The 15,487-nt window shown below is 68.2% G+C and carries 16 protein-coding genes; 9 read left to right on the top strand and 7 right to left on the bottom strand.

Going from position 1 to position 15,487, the window contains the following annotated elements:
- Window positions 1-69 precede the first annotated feature (69 nt).
- Entirely contained in the window at window positions 70-984 is a 915-nt protein-coding gene (locus ACZF5Y_RS01565; protein ID WP_497534076.1) for a 3-methyladenine DNA glycosylase, read from the top strand.
- A gap of 29 nt (window positions 985-1,013) precedes the next feature.
- Here ACZF5Y_RS01565 and ACZF5Y_RS01560 read toward each other — a convergent pair whose 3' ends face one another.
- The 6 genes from ACZF5Y_RS01560 to ACZF5Y_RS01535 form a co-directional block, all read right to left on the bottom strand.
- The gene (locus ACZF5Y_RS01560) at window positions 1,014-2,066 is read right to left on the bottom strand and encodes an Rv2578c family radical SAM protein (protein ID WP_497534074.1); all 1,053 of its coding nucleotides are present in this window, start codon (window positions 2,064-2,066) and stop codon (window positions 1,014-1,016) included.
- A gap of 51 nt (window positions 2,067-2,117) precedes the next feature.
- Entirely contained in the window at window positions 2,118-2,423 is a 306-nt protein-coding gene (locus tag ACZF5Y_RS01555; RefSeq protein WP_053351254.1) for a chorismate mutase, read from the bottom strand.
- Window positions 2,424-2,434: 11 nt separating this feature from the next.
- The gene (locus ACZF5Y_RS01550; protein WP_497534073.1) at window positions 2,435-3,721 is read right to left on the bottom strand and encodes an adenylosuccinate synthase; all 1,287 of its coding nucleotides are present in this window, start codon (window positions 3,719-3,721) and stop codon (window positions 2,435-2,437) included.
- A gap of 133 nt (window positions 3,722-3,854) precedes the next feature.
- Window positions 3,855-4,271, bottom strand: coding sequence for a DUF3151 domain-containing protein (locus tag ACZF5Y_RS01545; RefSeq protein WP_497534071.1), 417 nt, complete (start codon window positions 4,269-4,271; stop codon window positions 3,855-3,857).
- A gap of 40 nt (window positions 4,272-4,311) precedes the next feature.
- Complete coding sequence (locus ACZF5Y_RS01540; RefSeq protein ID WP_497534070.1) at window positions 4,312-5,076, bottom strand: hypothetical protein; 765 nt, start codon at window positions 5,074-5,076, stop codon at window positions 4,312-4,314.
- Window positions 5,077-5,116: 40 nt separating this feature from the next.
- Window positions 5,117-5,605, bottom strand: coding sequence for a YajQ family cyclic di-GMP-binding protein (locus tag ACZF5Y_RS01535; RefSeq protein WP_497535283.1), 489 nt, complete (start codon window positions 5,603-5,605; stop codon window positions 5,117-5,119).
- Between the two features lie 283 nt (window positions 5,606-5,888).
- Here ACZF5Y_RS01535 and ACZF5Y_RS01530 point away from each other — a divergent pair, with 283 nt between their 5' ends.
- The 7 genes from ACZF5Y_RS01530 to ACZF5Y_RS01500 all read left to right on the top strand — a co-directional run bounded on the left by ACZF5Y_RS01530 (window position 5,889) and on the right by ACZF5Y_RS01500 (window position 12,949).
- Window positions 5,889-7,250 carry a dicarboxylate/amino acid:cation symporter gene (locus ACZF5Y_RS01530; protein WP_497535282.1) on the top strand — a complete coding sequence of 454 codons (1,362 nt, stop codon included), beginning with the start codon at window positions 5,889-5,891 and terminating at the stop codon, window positions 7,248-7,250.
- A gap of 164 nt (window positions 7,251-7,414) precedes the next feature.
- A complete protein-coding gene (locus ACZF5Y_RS01525; protein ID WP_497534069.1) occupies window positions 7,415-7,774 on the top strand; it encodes a hypothetical protein in 360 nt (119 codons plus the stop codon).
- On the top strand, window positions 7,767-8,036 hold the full coding sequence (locus tag ACZF5Y_RS01520; protein ID WP_497534068.1) for an HPr family phosphocarrier protein: 270 nt from the start codon (window positions 7,767-7,769) through the stop codon (window positions 8,034-8,036). Before ACZF5Y_RS01525 ends, ACZF5Y_RS01520 begins: the two co-directional genes overlap by 8 nt.
- A gap of 62 nt (window positions 8,037-8,098) precedes the next feature.
- Window positions 8,099-9,775: a phosphoenolpyruvate--protein phosphotransferase gene (gene ptsP, locus ACZF5Y_RS01515; RefSeq protein WP_497534067.1), complete on the top strand. Its 1,677-nt coding sequence runs from the start codon at window positions 8,099-8,101 to the stop codon at window positions 9,773-9,775.
- Complete coding sequence (locus tag ACZF5Y_RS01510; RefSeq protein ID WP_497534066.1) at window positions 9,772-11,334, top strand: PTS mannitol transporter subunit IIBC; 1,563 nt, start codon at window positions 9,772-9,774, stop codon at window positions 11,332-11,334. Before ptsP ends, ACZF5Y_RS01510 begins: the two co-directional genes overlap by 4 nt.
- Before the next feature lie 32 nt (window positions 11,335-11,366).
- A complete protein-coding gene (locus ACZF5Y_RS01505) occupies window positions 11,367-11,804 on the top strand; it encodes a PTS mannitol transporter subunit IIA (RefSeq protein ID WP_497534064.1) in 438 nt (145 codons plus the stop codon).
- Window positions 11,801-12,949, top strand: coding sequence for a mannitol-1-phosphate 5-dehydrogenase (locus tag ACZF5Y_RS01500; RefSeq protein WP_497534062.1), 1,149 nt, complete (start codon window positions 11,801-11,803; stop codon window positions 12,947-12,949). The genes ACZF5Y_RS01505 and ACZF5Y_RS01500 overlap by 4 nt, the downstream gene beginning before the upstream one ends.
- 29 nt (window positions 12,950-12,978) lie before the next feature.
- On the opposite strand, the gene ACZF5Y_RS01495 is transcribed toward ACZF5Y_RS01500, so the two are convergent.
- A complete protein-coding gene (locus ACZF5Y_RS01495; RefSeq protein WP_497534061.1) occupies window positions 12,979-14,904 on the bottom strand; it encodes a BglG family transcription antiterminator in 1,926 nt (641 codons plus the stop codon).
- A gap of 131 nt (window positions 14,905-15,035) precedes the next feature.
- Between ACZF5Y_RS01495 and ACZF5Y_RS01490 the strand changes: the two genes are divergently transcribed.
- The gene (locus ACZF5Y_RS01490; RefSeq protein WP_497534059.1) at window positions 15,036-15,458 is read left to right on the top strand and encodes a YciI family protein; all 423 of its coding nucleotides are present in this window, start codon (window positions 15,036-15,038) and stop codon (window positions 15,456-15,458) included.
- The last annotated feature ends 29 nt before the right edge of the window (window positions 15,459-15,487 follow it).

The following is a 15,487-nucleotide window of genomic DNA, read 5'->3' as shown; positions in this document are numbered from 1 at the left end:
CAATTCACCCGCCTTTTCACCCGAAGGTGAACGTCGCCAGGCCGACGTCTCGCGCGTTACACTCACTGGGTGTCTTGCCCCGTTCCACTCCCGGTCGGCAACTGGTGTGAGCGCGCGGCGGCGCATGAGGCCCGTTCCGACGCGCTCACGGACGCGCATCGCGCCCGTCGACTGCGGCAGGAATCGCATCCGGTCGAAGATTTTCTCTGGACCTACTACTCGGTCAAACCCGGGGAACTGCGTCGATGGCACCCGGGGGCCGGCGTGTTACTCGCCGAGGCTCCGGATCGCGCGACCTGGCGCCACTACCGCGTCGAGGGCGATGTCGCATCCGTAGATCTCACCACCTTCTTCGCGAAACGCGGCGGCACGGTCGATTACGTCGAACAATTGCTCGCCGCAACGCGCGAACGCACGCCGCGCTTCGGGTGCTTCGGGCTGCACGAGTGGGCAATGGTCTACCGCATGACGCCCGAGCAACTGCGGCACACGCGCCTGCCGCTGCGCATCGGCCACGCGGCCACCGACGCCGTCGTCGAGACGCACACGATCGGCTGCTCGCACTTCGACGCGCACCGCTTCTTCACGAACGATGCGCGACCGCTCAACACGATGCAGCCGACGCGCGAGAACCAGGTCGACACCGAGCAGTCGGGCTGCCTGCACGCGGGCATGGACCTCTACAAGTGGGCCGGCAAGCTGGGGCCCATCGTGCCGGGCAACGTGCTGCTCGACGCGTTCGAGCTCGCGCGCGATATTCGCGAGGTCGACATGCGCGCCTCACCCTACGACGTGAGCGCCTACGTCGGCACCGACGGGCTTCCCCTCGCCCCAGTCGCCATCGAGACGGCCGAAGGCAAGCGCGAGTACACGCGATTGCAACGCGCGTTCGCTGAGCGGGGCAATGCGTTGCGCGCTCGAGTGCTCGCCGCGATCGCTCAGGCCCGCGCAGCCCACAGCATGGAGTCGCGCACGGCGGCCTGACATCGCTGGGCGCGTGCTCGCGGACCGCGTCAGAACAGCGTCGGAGCCGGCGCGCCGGGCGTCGCCACGGCGTCTCGGGGGCCGGGCATCGCGACGGATCGCGACGACCCGCTGCGGTCGAGCCCGTACTGGCGCATGAGCGGTCGAATGCGGCCGGCGAGCTCCATGCGATAGGCCTGCGGCGCTCGGCTCGACGTGCCCGGGTAGAGCGAGCGATAGAGCGGCAGCAGCTCGGGGTGCTCGCGTTCGACCCAGCTCATGAACCACGGCTTCACGTGCGATCTCAGGTGCAGCGCCCCGTAGACGACCGATCGCGCACCCGCATCGCGAATGTCTCGCAGCAACGGACGTAACTGTTCGACTCGGTCGGTGAGGCCGGGGAGCACCGGCATCAGAAAGACATCGGGCGCGAGACCAGCATCGCGCGCCGCGGCGATGGTGTCGAGTCGCGCCCGCGTCGATGGGGTGCCCGGCTCGATCGATCGCTGCAACGCATCGTCGCCGACCGCAATCGACATCGCCAGCTCGACGGGCACGCGTTCGCTCGCCTCGGCCAGCACCGGGAGATCACGGCGCAGCAGCGTGCCCTTCGTCAGAATCGACATGGGTGTGCCGCTGCGCGCGAGCGCCGCGATAATGCCGGGCATCAGTCGATACCGCCCCTCGGCGCGCTGATACGGGTCGGTGTTCGTGCCGAGCGCCACGCACTCGCGCTGCCAGCTCGGGCGCATCAGCTCGCGCCCGAGCACCTCGGCAACGTTCATTTTCACCACGATCTGCGCGTCGAAGTCGCGACCGGTGTCGAAGTCGAGATACCGGTGCGATCCGCGCGCAAAGCAGTACACGCACGCGTGCGAGCACCCCCGATACGGGTTCACCGTCCAGGAGAACGGCATCGACGATGCGCCCGGCACCCGATTCAGTGCGCTCTTCGCGAGCACCTCGTGAAACACCGCACCTGCGAACTCGGGCGCGCACACGGTGCGCAGGTGCCCGGGCAGCGCAGCAAGCTGCCCCACCTCCATGCCGGGCAGTGCCCCGTCATCGGACGACGCCGCAACCGATTGTCCACTCCACCTCACGACACCATTCGAACATATGTTCGAATGGTGTGCAAGCGGGCATTTCGGCGATTAGGCCGAATTGCGCTCGTCCGCGATCTGCGTGTGGTGCTGAATCACCTCGGCGACGACGAAGTTGAACCACTTCTCGGCGAACTCGGGGTCGAGGTGGGCGTCGGCCGCGAGCGATCGCAACCGCTCGATCTGCCGAGCCTCGCGCCCCGGGTCGGCGGCGGGCATCTCGTGCTCAGCCTTCAGCTGCCCGACCTCTTGGGTGCACCGGAAGCGCTCGGCCAGCATGTGCACGAGTGCCGCGTCGATGTTGTCGATGCTCGACCGCAGGCGATCCAGCCGCTCTTGCGGAGAGTGCGCGCTCATCGTGCCGCTGCTCAATCGAGCAGGTCGTGAAGCACCACGACCTGCTCACGCTCGGGGCCGACACCGACAGCCGAGATGCGCGCACCGCTGATGCGCTCGAGCGCGACGATGTAGTCTTGCGCGTTCTGCGGCAGATCTTCGAAGCGGCGCGCACCCGAAATGTCTTCGTTCCAGCCCGGGAACTCCTCGTAGATCGGCTTCGCGTGATGGAAGTCGCTCTGGTTCACCGGCATCTCATCGTGTCGCACGCCGTTCACGTCGTAGGCGACGCACACGGGGATGGTCTTGAGACCTGAGAGCACATCGAGCTTCGTGAGCACGAAGTCGGTCACCCCGTTGATGCGTGCTGCGTAGCGCGAGATCGGAGCGTCGTACCAGCCGCACCGCCGCGGGCGACCCGTCGTCGTGCCGAACTCGAAGCCCTGCTTGCGCAGGTAGTCGCCCGACTCGTCGAAGAGTTCGGTCGGGAACGGGCCGGCACCGACGCGCGTCGTGTAGGCCTTGACCACCGAGATCACGCGGTCGAGCGCGTGCGGGGGCAATCCGGAACCCGTGCTCGCGCCACCTGCGGTCGCGTTCGACGAGGTGACAAATGGGTACGTGCCGTGATCGATGTCGAGCATCGTCGCCTGACCGGCCTCGAAGAGTACCGTCTTCTCGTCTTGCATCGCCTCGTGCAGCAGGAGACCCGTATCGCAGACCATCGGCTCGAGCATCTCGCGGTAGCTCAGCAGATCTTCGACGACTTCGTCAGCCGAGATAGCACGGCGGTTGTAGATCTTGACGAGCACCTGGTTCTTGAACTCGAGTGCGGCTTCGACCTTCTGACGCAGAATGCCCTCGTCGAAGATGTCTTGGATGCGGATGCCGACGCGGTTGATCTTGTCGGCGTACGCCGGGCCGATCCCGCGCCCGGTCGTGCCGATCTGGCGCTTACCGAGGAATCGCTCCGTGACTTTGTCGAGCGTGCGGTGGTACGCGGTGATGACGTGCGCGTTGGCGCTCACCTTGAGGCGAGAGACGTCGACACCGCGACCACCGAGCGCCTCGAGCTCGCCGCGCAGCACCTCGAGGTCGATGACGACGCCGTTCGAGATGACGGGGGTGACACCCGGTGTGAGGATGCCCGACGGGAGCAGGTGGAGCGCGTACTTCTCGTCACCGACCACGACCGTGTGGCCGGCGTTGTTGCCGCCATTGAACTTGACGACGTAGTCGACGCGGCTGCCGAGGAGGTCGGTCGCCCGACCCTTGCCCTCGTCGCCCCACTGGGCACCGGTGATGAGCACTGCGGGCATTTCAGCCCCTTCCTAGACATCGGCAATTACCGAGCCAGTCTACCGAAGGGGCGTCGCGGTGCGAGGTTTCGGCGACCGCGGGCGGTGCGGCGCGCGCGGTCGGGGTGCCGGATCAGCGCGCCTCAGGCGATCGTCAGTCTCCGGCTTCGATGCGGTCGATCGCTGCGGCGTCAGCTCCGTTCAAGAACTCGGTGAGGCGTTCGACCTCGCTCTGCTCGCCGATGCGCCCGGCTGCTCGGCGCAGGGCGTAGAGGGCGCGCAGCACCCCGCGGTTCGGCTCGTGCGACCACGGCACGGGGCCGGCACCGCGCCACCCCGACTTGCGCAGCGCATCGAGGCCGCGATGGTATCCGACCCTCGCGAACGCGTACGATTCGATCTCGCGCCCGTCGGCCTCAGCAGCGTCTGCGAGCAGCGCCCACGCCAGGGGCGACTCGGGATGCGCCCGCACGACCGTTTCGACGGGCTGGCCGGCGGCGAGCGCGACGTCGACCGCGGTGTCAGCGGCGAGCAGCGTGGGTTCGGGGCCGAGGAGATTGGTGCCGATCATGCAGTCAGTGTAGCGATGCCGCGGTCGTGTCGCCTCGGCCTCAGGCCTGCATCTGTATCGACATCAGAATACGCTTGAGGGTCGCGTGCTCCTCGGACTGCATGAATGCCTCAGCTTCGGCGCGCGTCGCGAAGATGCGACCGCTCGAAGTGCTGTCGACCTGCATGAAGTCGGCGGCCACCACCGACGTGGATTCGCTGCCTACCGCTCCCCCGAGCAGCAAGTTGTAGTACATGCAGGCATCACGCGGAATGGAGTTCGCGAGCGACAGACTGGCGACGGCACCATCGCCGAGGTTCGAGACCCGATAGACGAAACGCACGGGAGTCGTCGGTGTACCGGCCGGATCGGCCGCGACCGGGGCGAACCCGGCGATCTCGACTGGCGCCGAATCGAGTTCCTCCACGTGCAGGGTGGCCATCTCGCCGGTGCACGCACCGCCCAATCCTGCGACGTTGTTGGAGAAGTAAAGCTGACCGACCCCCGCCGCATCGACGATCTGTGCTTGGAAGAAGCCCAGGTCGTCGTATGCCGAGGGCAGGTGCACGAGCGACCACCCGGGTGGCAGTTCGAAACTCACCGGGCCACGTGCGTCACCCGAACGCACCCACGGATCAGGTGTGGGCTCCGGCGTCTGCGTGGGCTCCGGCGTGGGTTCCGGGGTTGCGGTCGGAGTGGCCGACGGCAATTCCGACGTCGGCGGCGCGGAGGTCGCTCCCGGATCTGATGTCGGTTCAGCCGCACAGCCCGCCAGCAGGATCACGCCGCACAGCGCCAGCGCAACGCAGACAGTAGAGGTTCGCATGCGCTCACAGTAACGCGCGCGGGCGAAGCCCGGGGAGGGGCTAGCGGTAATTGACGAACTGCAGTGCGGTGTCGATATCGGCACCCTTGAGCAGCGCCATCGTCGCCTGCAAATCGTCACGGCTCTTCGACGACACGCGCAGCTCATCGCCCTGAATCTGCGACTTCACTCCCTTCGGCCCCTCGTCACGAATCAGCTTGTTGAGCTTCTTCGCGGTGGCCTGATCGATGCCCTCCTTGAGCTGGGAATCGATGCGGTACTCCTTGCCGCTGGCGTAGGGCTCGCCGGTGTCGAGCGACTTGAGCGAAAGACCCCGCTTGATGAACTTCGAGTGGAGCACGTCGAGCACCGCGTTCGCGCGCTCTTCGGTGTTCGCCTTGATCTGGATCTTCTCGCCGGTGAGGGTCACGTCCGCACCCACGCCCTTGAAGTCGTAGCGCTGCTCGACTTCCTTGCGGGCCTGGTTCACCGCATTCTCGACCTCCATCGAGTCGATCTTGCTCACCACGTCAAACGAAGAATCAGCCATGCGACCAGAGTAATCGAATTGCTCGTCGCGCTGCACCCGACGCCGGGCGATTACGATCCCGACACGCATTGAATCAGCAAAGGTGATGTCAACTATAAAAATCTTGAATGATTTGCTAGGCTGTTGGGGTTCATCGGGAGAACACCGCAGCACCGCCACCACTGGCGAGAGCGCGCTCACCGGCCCACGGGCCGGCGGTTCCCCGCGCACGCAGTCGAAAGGATTCTTCACCGTGTCCACCACACAGGCCGCCCCTCAACAGGCACGCCGCCTTCCGCGTTGGATGACCAACTTCGGTTGGCAGATTCTCGCAGCCCTCATCGTCGGCCTCGTGCTCGGCGGCATCGCGATGTCGCTCGGCCCCGATGCCGAGGGCAACCCCAACGGCCTGCACGCCACGCTGTCGACGATCGGCAGCAGCTACGTCTCACTGCTGCGCGCGGCGGTCATTCCGCTCGTCTTCACCGCGATCGTGTCGAGCATCGTCGGCCTGCGCAAGGTGACGAACGCCGCGCGTCTCGCCGGTCAGACGCTGCTGTGGTTCGCGATCACTGCCCTCATCGCGGTGACCATCGGCATCGTGCTCGGCGTGACTTTCCGCCCGGGCGCCTCGGCCTCGCAGACGGCACTGACCCCCGAGGCGCCGCACTCCGTCGGCACCTGGTGGAACTTCCTGATCGGCCTCGTCCCGTCGAACTTCCTCGGCCTCGGGGTATCGGGCAGCGTCACCGACGGCTCGTTCAGCGGCAGCGCGAGCTTCAACGTGCTGCAGATCATCGTGATCTCGGTCGCGGTCGGCATCGCCGCGCTCAAGATCGGCGAGAAGGCGGAGCCGTTCATCGCGCTCACCGAGTCGGCGCTCGCCATCATCCAGAAAGTGCTCTGGTGGATCATTCGCATCGCCCCCATCGGCACGATCGGCCTCATCGGCAACGCCGTCGCCGAGTACGGCTGGGACAAGATGGGGTCGCTCACCTGGTTCGTCGCCGTGCTCTACATCGGCCTCGCGCTCGTGCTCTTCGTCGTCTACCCGATCCTGGTGAAGGCGCATGGCCTCTCGGTCAAGCAGTACTTCTCGGGAGTCTGGCCCGCGGTGCAGCTCGGATTCGTGAGCCGATCCTCGATCGGCACCCTGCCGCTGACCCAGCGCGTGACCGAGCGCAACTTCGGCGTGCCCCGCGGGTATGCGTCGTTCGCCGTGCCGCTCGGCGCCACCACCAAGATGGACGGTTGCGCCGCGATCTACCCCGCGGTCGCCGCGATCTTCATCGCGCAGTTCTTCGGCATCGACCTGACCATCGTGCAGTACCTGCTCATCGTGGTCGTCTCGGTCGTGGGCTCCGCGGCCACCGCCGGCACGACCGGCGCCACGGTCATGCTCACGCTCACGCTGTCGACGCTCGGCCTGCCGCTCGAGGGCGTGGGCCTGCTGCTCGCCGTCGACCCGATCATCGACATGGGTCGCACCGCGGTAAACGTCGCGGGCCAGGCACTGGTGCCGACGATCGTTGCGAAGCGCGAGGGCATCCTCGATCTCGATCTCTACAACGCTCCGCGCCAGGGAGTTGCCTTCAGCAACGACGACGCTGACGAGCGCGGCGCAGAGCAGTCGGAGCCCATCCAGCGGGAGACCGCCCGCGCGTAAACGCTCCGACCACGCACCACCTCGAAGCCCCGTTCCGGCCAGCGCCGGAACGGGGCTTCCGTCGTTTCCGGAAGATTTTCCGCCCGCGCGGAAAAGACCTTATTGGCGGCCATCGCGATACTGGCAGCACAATCGAGGTCGACCCTGGCAAAGGAGGCGGAATCATGCAGGAGAAGGCGCGCGTACTACTCGTGTGCGGCGCTGGCGCGTCCAGCCAGTTCATCGCCCTCCGTCTGCGCGGCCGACTTGCCGAGCACGATCCGGCCGTCTCTGTCACGGCGATCCCGCTCGATCTGCTGCCCGATCAGCTCTCATCAAGCGCCGCACCAGCGCTCGTCTATCTGGGCCCGCACCTCGCGCCCCAAGCCGCAGCCCTGCGCACCTCCCATCCCGATGCGCGCGTCATCGTGATGACCGACGCCGAGTACGGCGATGCGACAGGTGCACTGCCGCACCAGCGCATCGCCTCAGAACTTCACCTCACCGACCCCCGCTCCCCTCGAGAAAGCACCGATCATGGCTGAACGCAGCACCACCGTCCGATCCGCCCACGGCCTCCACGCTCGCCCCGCGGCACTCTTCACGCAGGCCGTCGCCGCGACCGGATCCGCAATCACCATCCAGAAGGCCGGCGGCTCCCCCGTCGACGCGGCCAGCATTCTCGGCGTGCTCTCGCAGGGCATCAACCACGGCGACGAGGTCGTGCTCACGGCCACGGGTGGCGACGAGGAGGCGGCGCTCGACACGCTCATCGCCCTCCTCGAGACCGACCACGACGAGGCCTGAAGCCGATCCCGCACCGGGCCGCGCGCAGCGGCCCCACCCATCCGTCTCCGAGGAGGACCCCCATGCAGCTGACCGGCACCGGCATCGGACGCCGCACCATCACCGGCCCGGCCGTCCGGATGCCCGACCCGCTGCCCGCTCCGGCGAGCACGCCGAGCACGCTCGGAGCAGAGGCCGAGCTCGGCCGCGCGACCGATGCACTCGCCGGGGTATCCGTCGAGCTCGCCGACCGCGCTGAGCGCGTCAGCGGTGCCGCACAGGGCGTGCTCCTCGCGCAGTCGCAGATGGCGAACGACCCCGCACTGCGCACCGAGGTGCAACAGCTGATCGATGGCGGCGCCACCGCCGAGTCCGCCGTGTTCACCGCGTTCGCCGCCTACCGCGACATGCTGCTCGGTCTCGGCGGCTACCTCGCCGAGCGCGCGACCGACCTCGACGACATCTCGCAGCGGGTGCGCGCCCGTCTCCAGGGTCTCCCTGCACCCGGCGTGCCCGACCCGGGCTACCCGTTCGTGCTCGTGGCGACCGACCTCGCGCCGGCCGACACCGCCTTGCTCGACCTGACGCAGGTGCTCGGCCTCGTGACCAGTGAGGGCGGGCCCACTTCGCACACCGCGATTCTCGCCCGCGAACAGTCGCTCCCGGCGCTCGTCGGGGTCAGCGGCGCCGAGGGCATCACCGACGGACAGACCCTGATCGTCGACGCGGCGGCGGGCACCGTGGTCGTCGATCCGACGGAAGCAGAGGTCGCAGCGGCGCAGGATCGCATCAGCGCGCTCGACGAGGCCGCATCGGCACCCATCACCCCGGGCGCTCTCGCCGACGGCACCCTCGTGCCGCTGCTCGCGAACCTCGGCAACCCGTCGGGGGTCGCCCGCGCCGTCGAGCTCGGCGCCGAGGGCGTCGGCCTGTTCCGCACGGAATTCCTCTTCTTGGACGCCGACCGCGCGCCGACCGTCGCCGAGCAGCAGGAGCAGTACCGCGCCGTGCTCGCCGGGTTCCCCGGCCAGAAGGTCGTCGTGCGCCTGCTCGACGCCGGCGCCGACAAGCCGCTCGCATTCTTGAACGATGCGCATGAAGAGAACCCGGCGCTCGGCGTTCGCGGGCTGCGCGCACTGCGCGCCCACGAATCGATCCTGCGAGACCAGCTCACGGCACTCGCTGCGGCCGATGCCGAAACCGACGCCGACCTGTGGGTGATGGCACCCATGGTCGCGACGGTCGAGGAGACCGAGTACGTCACCGCGCTCGCCCACGAACTCGGCCTGCGCACGGCCGGCGTCATGGTCGAGGTTCCGTCGGCCGCGCTGCTCGCCGACCACGTGCTCGCGGCCACCGACTTCGCATCGATCGGCACCAACGATCTGACGCAGTACACGCTCGCCGCCGACCGCGTGCTCGGTTCGGTGGCGCAGCTCCAAGATCCGTGGCACCCCGCCGTGCTGCAGCTCGTCGCCCGTGTCGGCGCTGCGGGGCGCGAGCACGGCAAGCCCGTGGGCGTCTGCGGCGAAGCCGCCGCCGATCCACTCCTCGCCGTGGTGCTCGTCGGCCTCGGCGCCACCTCGCTGTCCATGTCCCCGGCCGCGCTCGCAGACGTGCGCGCCGAACTGGCGCGGCACACCCCGTCCCAGGCGCAGGCCCTCGCGGCCCTCGCTCTCCAGGCGTCCGGCGCTGCCGAGGCGCAGGCCGCGGTTCGCGCCGCCATCACCCACCCCCATCACGAAGGAACCAACGCATGACCACCCAGACCACCCCCGCCCGCGGAGGGACACGAATCGCAGTGCAGCGGTTCGGCACCTTCCTCTCCGGCATGATCATGCCCAACATCGCGGCATTCATCGCCTGGGGCTTCATCACCGCCCTCTTCATCAAAGACGGCTTCCTCCCCGTGCCCGAACTCGGCGGCTTCCCCAGCGCCGACGGCACCGAGCACACCGGCCTCGTCGGGCCGATGATCACCTACCTGCTGCCGCTCCTCATCGCGAACACCGCGGGCCGCATGGTGTACGAGACTCGCGGCGGCGTGGTCGCCACCATCGCGACCGTCGGCGTGATCGTGGGCTCCGATATTCCGATGTTCCTCGGCGCCATGATCATGGGCCCCCTCGCAGCGTGGCTCATGAAGCAGGTCGACAAGATCTGGGACGGCAAGATCAAGGCCGGCTTCGAGATGCTGGTGAACAACTTCTCCGCCGGCATCCTCGGCATGCTGCTCGCCATCGTCGGCTTCTTCGCCTTTGGCCCGGCGTTCTCGGCGGTGTCGAAGTGGCTGGAGTACGCCGTCGATTGGCTCTACGGTTTCGGCCTGCTGCCGCTGCTCTCCATCATCGTCGAGCCCGCCAAGGTGCTGTTCCTCAACAACGCCATCAATCACGGCGTCTTCACGCCGATCGGCACGCAGCAGGCCCTCGAGACCGGCAAGTCGATCCTCTTCCTCGTCGAGGCGAACCCCGGCCCGGGTCTCGGCATCCTGCTCGCCTTCTCGATCTTCGGCGTCGGCATGGCCCGCGCCTCGGCTCCGGGTGCCGCAATCATCCACTTCTTCGGCGGCATCCACGAGATCTACTTCCCCTACGTGCTCATGAAGCCGATGATGATCATCGCCGCGATCGCCGGCGGTGCGACGGGTGTCGCGACGAACGCGCTGTTCGGCAGCGGCCTGCGCGCTCCCGCGGCGCCCGGCTCGATCATCGCCGTGCTCGCCCAGACGGCGAGCGACAGCTACGTCGGCGTGATCCTCTCGGTCGTGCTCTCCACGCTCGTGTCGTTCCTGATCGCCGTGGTGATCCTGCGCGCCTCGCGCAAGCGCGACCTGGCGGCGGAGGGCGCTGGCGATCTGAGCGACGCGATCGCGCAGACCCAGGCCAACAAGGGCAAAGAGAGCTCCGTGCTCGGCGGCCTGGCGGGCTCGGCCGCTGCGGCGCCGGCAACCGAGGCCGCGCCGACGGCGGTCGCCGTGGCTGAGACCGACGTCGCGGGCGCAGACGCCCCGAGCGCCCCGATCTCGAAGATCATCTTCGCCTGCGATGCGGGCATGGGATCGAGCGCTATGGGTGCCACGGTGCTCCGCAACAAGCTGAAGTCGGCCGGGATCACCGGCGTCGAAGTCACCAACCGCGCCATCGCGAGCCTGAACCCCGGCGACGCGCAGCTCGTCGTCACTCACCGCGACCTCACCGAGCGCGCGCGCACCCGCATCCCGGAGGCGCTGCACGTGTCGGTCGAGAACTTCATGGCGAGCCCCCGCTATGACGACGTGATCAACCTGGTCGGGCGATCCTCCACCGACCAGGCCTGAGCGCCCGCACCCGCTACGAAAGGAACCACCCCATGTCTGAGATTCTGAGCCCGCAGAGCGTCGTCGCCGCCGGAAACGCGCGCGACCGCGACTCCGCGATCCGCGAAGCCGGCGCACTGCTCGAGTCGGCGGGCGCCGTCTCGCCGGCGTACATCGACGCGATGCTCGAGCGGGAGGCCTCCGTGTCGACCTACATGGGGAATTTCCTGGCGATCCCGCACGGCACGAACGAGGCGAAGGGCGAGATTCGTCGCTCGGCGCTCTCGTTCGTGCGGTACGCGGAGCCGATCGACTGGGACGGCAACGAGGTGCGATTCGCGGTCGGTATTGCCGGCCAGGGTGATGAGCACCTCGAGATCCTGTCGAAGATCGCGGTGCTGTTCTCGGATGCCGATGCGGTCGAGCGCCTGCTCGCTCTGCCCGACGCCGAATCGCTCACCGCTGCGCTGAGCGAGGTGAACGCGGCGTGACCGCCGTCCACTTCGGCGCCGGCAACATCGGTCGCGGCTTCGTCGGATTTCTGCTCGGGCGCGCCGGGTACGAGCTCGTCTTCGCCGACGTCAACGCAGAGCTGATCGGGGCGTTGGCCGCCGCCGACAGTTACCGCGTGCACGAGGTCGGCGTCGAGTCGCAGACCCACGAAGTATCGGGATTCCGGGCGATCGACAGCAGCGCCGACGCCGACGCCGTGGCGCGCGAGATCGCCGCTGCCGAGGTCGTCACCACCGCAGTGGGTCCGAACATTCTGCGATTCATCGCGCCGCACATCGTCGCCGGGCTGCGCGAGCGGCCCGCCGACGCTCCCCGTCTCGCCGTGCTCGCGTGCGAGAACGCGATCGGCGCGACCGACCTGCTGGTCGAGCAGATGCGGGCGCTCGTGCCCGCCGATGAGTGGGACGCGCTCGCCTCGCGGGCCGTCTTCGCGAACACGGCGGTCGACCGCATCGTGCCCGTGCAAGATCCGGGCGCGGGTCTCGACGTCACCGTCGAAACCTACTTCGAGTGGGCGATCGAGTCAGGCCCGTTCGGCGACGACCGACCCGAGATCCCCGGCGTCACCTGGGTCGAGCGCCTCGAGCCGTACATCGAGCGCAAGCTGTTCACCGTGAACACGGGCCACGCGACGACCGCGTACGTGGGGCGTCGTGCTGGGTACTCCGAGATCTCCGAGGCGATCGTCGCCGCCGAAGTGCGCGAGCGAGTGCTCGCCGCACTGCGCGAGACGAAAGAGTTGCTCGTTCGCGAGTACGGTTTCGACCCCGACGAGCAGGAGGCCTACCTGCAGCGCATCCTCGTGCGCTTCGAAAACCCGCACCTCACCGACACCGTGCAGCGCGTCGGCCGGCAGCCGCTGCGCAAGCTCTCGCGCCACGAGCGCTTCATCGAGCCGGCGAGCCGACTCGCAGCGCTCGGCGTGCAGCCGACGGGCCTCCTCACCGCGGTCGGTGCGCTTCTCGCGTTCGATGTCGCGGACGACCCCGAGAGCGTCGAGTTGCAGCGCCTGCGCAGCGAACTGGCACCCGCGGAGTTCGTGGAGCGCACGACCGGCATCGCCGACGGAGAGCCCCTGTTCGCGGAGCTCGTCGCGGTCGTGGCAGGATCCGCCGCCGCGTAGCGCTCGCCCGCATCGGCGAGCCGGAGCCGCTAAGGTTCCGGCTCGTCGATGAGCAGCGCCAGTTGCTCGACGAGACTCTCGAAGTCGGTGACCGTGCGCCGCAGGTGCGTCACGCGGCCCGGCTGGGAGAACACGCCGACGAGCTGCTCGAACAGGCTCTGGAAGAGGCCGCGATCGGCGCGGGCGAAGGCGATCTGACACACCAGGTGCACCTCGGCGCCGTTCCACGCGATCGGGGCATCTGAAAGCAGCACGGCGATCGCGGTGCGCCGCGCCTCCATTGTCATCGTGTGCGGCACCGCGACGGCGTCGGCAAATACTGTCGACGACATGCGCTCGCGCTCGAGCACACCCGGCACGAAGTGCTCGTCCACGACGCCCGCGGCCGCCATCGACGCCCCGAGCGCCGTGATCGCGTCGGTCGCATCCGCGACACCCGGCGGGTTGCGGAAGAACATGTCGGGGCTGAGGTGCTGCAACAGGTGCAGTCGGGTGCTCTCGCGCCGACGGCGGCGCTTCACGCCGCGGATCATGCGTCGCAGTCGCTGCACGTCGGTGTCTGAGAAGAACGGCTCGATGAGCAGCACCGAATCCTTGTAGGCCGACGGGGGCACCGTGGTCACGATCAGCTCGGTGCTGAGCTGCTCCCACGACGCCTCGGCGCTCGAGACGACGGCCGCGATCTCGATTTCCGCGCCGAACGCGGCCTCGATACGGTCGCGCAGCAGCTGGTGCATGCCGTAGTAGTTCGGGCACACGAGCGTGCAACTCACTGGCCACTCGTCGCCGGCATCGCGCATCATGTGCGCGCCGACGTGCAGCGCGATGTAGGCGATTTCGTCGTCGTCGAGCGACACGTCGAAGGCCTGCTGCAGCCCGCTCGCGATGTAGACGGCAACGTCGTAGACCACGGGGTACCCCGATTTGATCGAGGCTGTCACCGGGTTGTGCTGCACAGCGCGATCGCGGGATCGGGCGAGCACGTTCGACACGTGCGCGGTCAGGCGCTGCAAGAACTCCTCGCCGTCGAGCGGCACCGAATAATTGCGCGCGGCCGTGGCGACCACGTCGCGAACGACGTGCTCGACCTCGGGCGACGGGCCCGAGGCGCCCAGGTGGCGCGCGACCGTCGGGGTCGCGGCCCGCGAGCTCAGCATCACCGTGGCCTGCACGAGCTCGGCCTCGGGGATCGCGGGCGCGATGTGACGCTCCAGCAAGGTCTGCAGGATTTCGCGCAGCAGCTGCTCGTGCGGGGCCAGATGCTCTCGCACCGGTCGATCGAGCACGCGCCCGGCACGCACGCGTACCGCAGCGACCACGAACTCGAGCAGCACGTCGGGCAGCGTCAACTCGTTCACTTGGAAGCCGTTGGCGTCAAGGGCTGCACTCAACTCGCGGTTCAGAGCGGGGAGGCCGGGCACACCGAACTCGGCAGCGATCTGCGCGAGGTTCAGGTACCCGGAGGCGTGCGCGTCGCGGTGCATTCGAGCGATGAGGCGACGACGCTCTGGCTCGTCGCCGCGCACCACGAGTCGCCCGCTGACGCGCGCGAGAGAGAGACCGTGCTCGGCCAGGAGTGAGCGCAACGACGGCAGTTCGAGTTCGACGGTCGGATCGCTGACGTGGAACCGCTCGGCCAGGTCCGAGACGGTCGGCGCCTGGTCATCCGCCGGATCGAGCAGCGCTTGCGCGAATTGCAGCGTGCGCACGGGGCGCCGGGCGCCGTCTTCTCGGGGCAGCGACAGCGCCGCGAACGCAGCTGCGTCGATGCGGTAGCCGCGATCCGACGATGCAATCAGTGCGTCCCCGTGATCGTGTTTCAGCGTCGAGACATAGTTGCGCACGGTGCGAGTACTGACGCCGAGCGCATCGGCGAGTTCGAGCGCCCCGGCCCAGTCGTCGCGGTCGGCGAGCAGCCGCAGCAGGCGGCTGTGCTTGTCCGAGATGGTCGCCACCCCTCCACTGTACGGTGTCGTACGTGCGTGACCCGCGCGATTCAGTCGACCGGAGTCTTGCCAGTGTCGGTGGTCCGTGTCAGAGTCAGAACCACCGACCACGGGCGAGGCCCCTGCCGAACGGAGACCCCATGCAATTCATGCTCATCATGCGCGCGACCGACGAAGCCCTGGCCGCAGCGGCCGAGGTGCCCTTCACCGAGATGATCGAACGGGTCGGCCGCTTCAACGAGGCCATGATCGAGGCGGGCGTCATGGCCGGCGGCGGCGGGCTGGCGCCGGCCGAAGAGGGCCGGGTCGTCGATTTCTCCACCACCCCGCCCACCATCATCGAGGGCGGGTACGGCACCACTGAGTCCCGCTTCAATGGGTACTGGATGATCGATGTGCCCACCATCGACGACGCGGCCGAGTGGGCCGCGCGCGCTCCGCTCGACCCGGGCAATCAGCTCGAGGTGCGCCGCATTCCCGGCGCCGACGAGTTCCCCGAAGACAACGAGTGGGTGCAGAAGGAGAAGGAGTGGATCGAGGAGGGTCAGGCTGACGCGCACTGACCCTGCTCGATCTCACCCGAGATGAGGCT

This window comes from Leucobacter sp. WKLB1, from assembly GCF_059696215.1.
The sequence above is the reverse complement of the archived record's forward strand: the minus strand, read 5'-3'. Positions and strand labels throughout refer to the sequence as shown.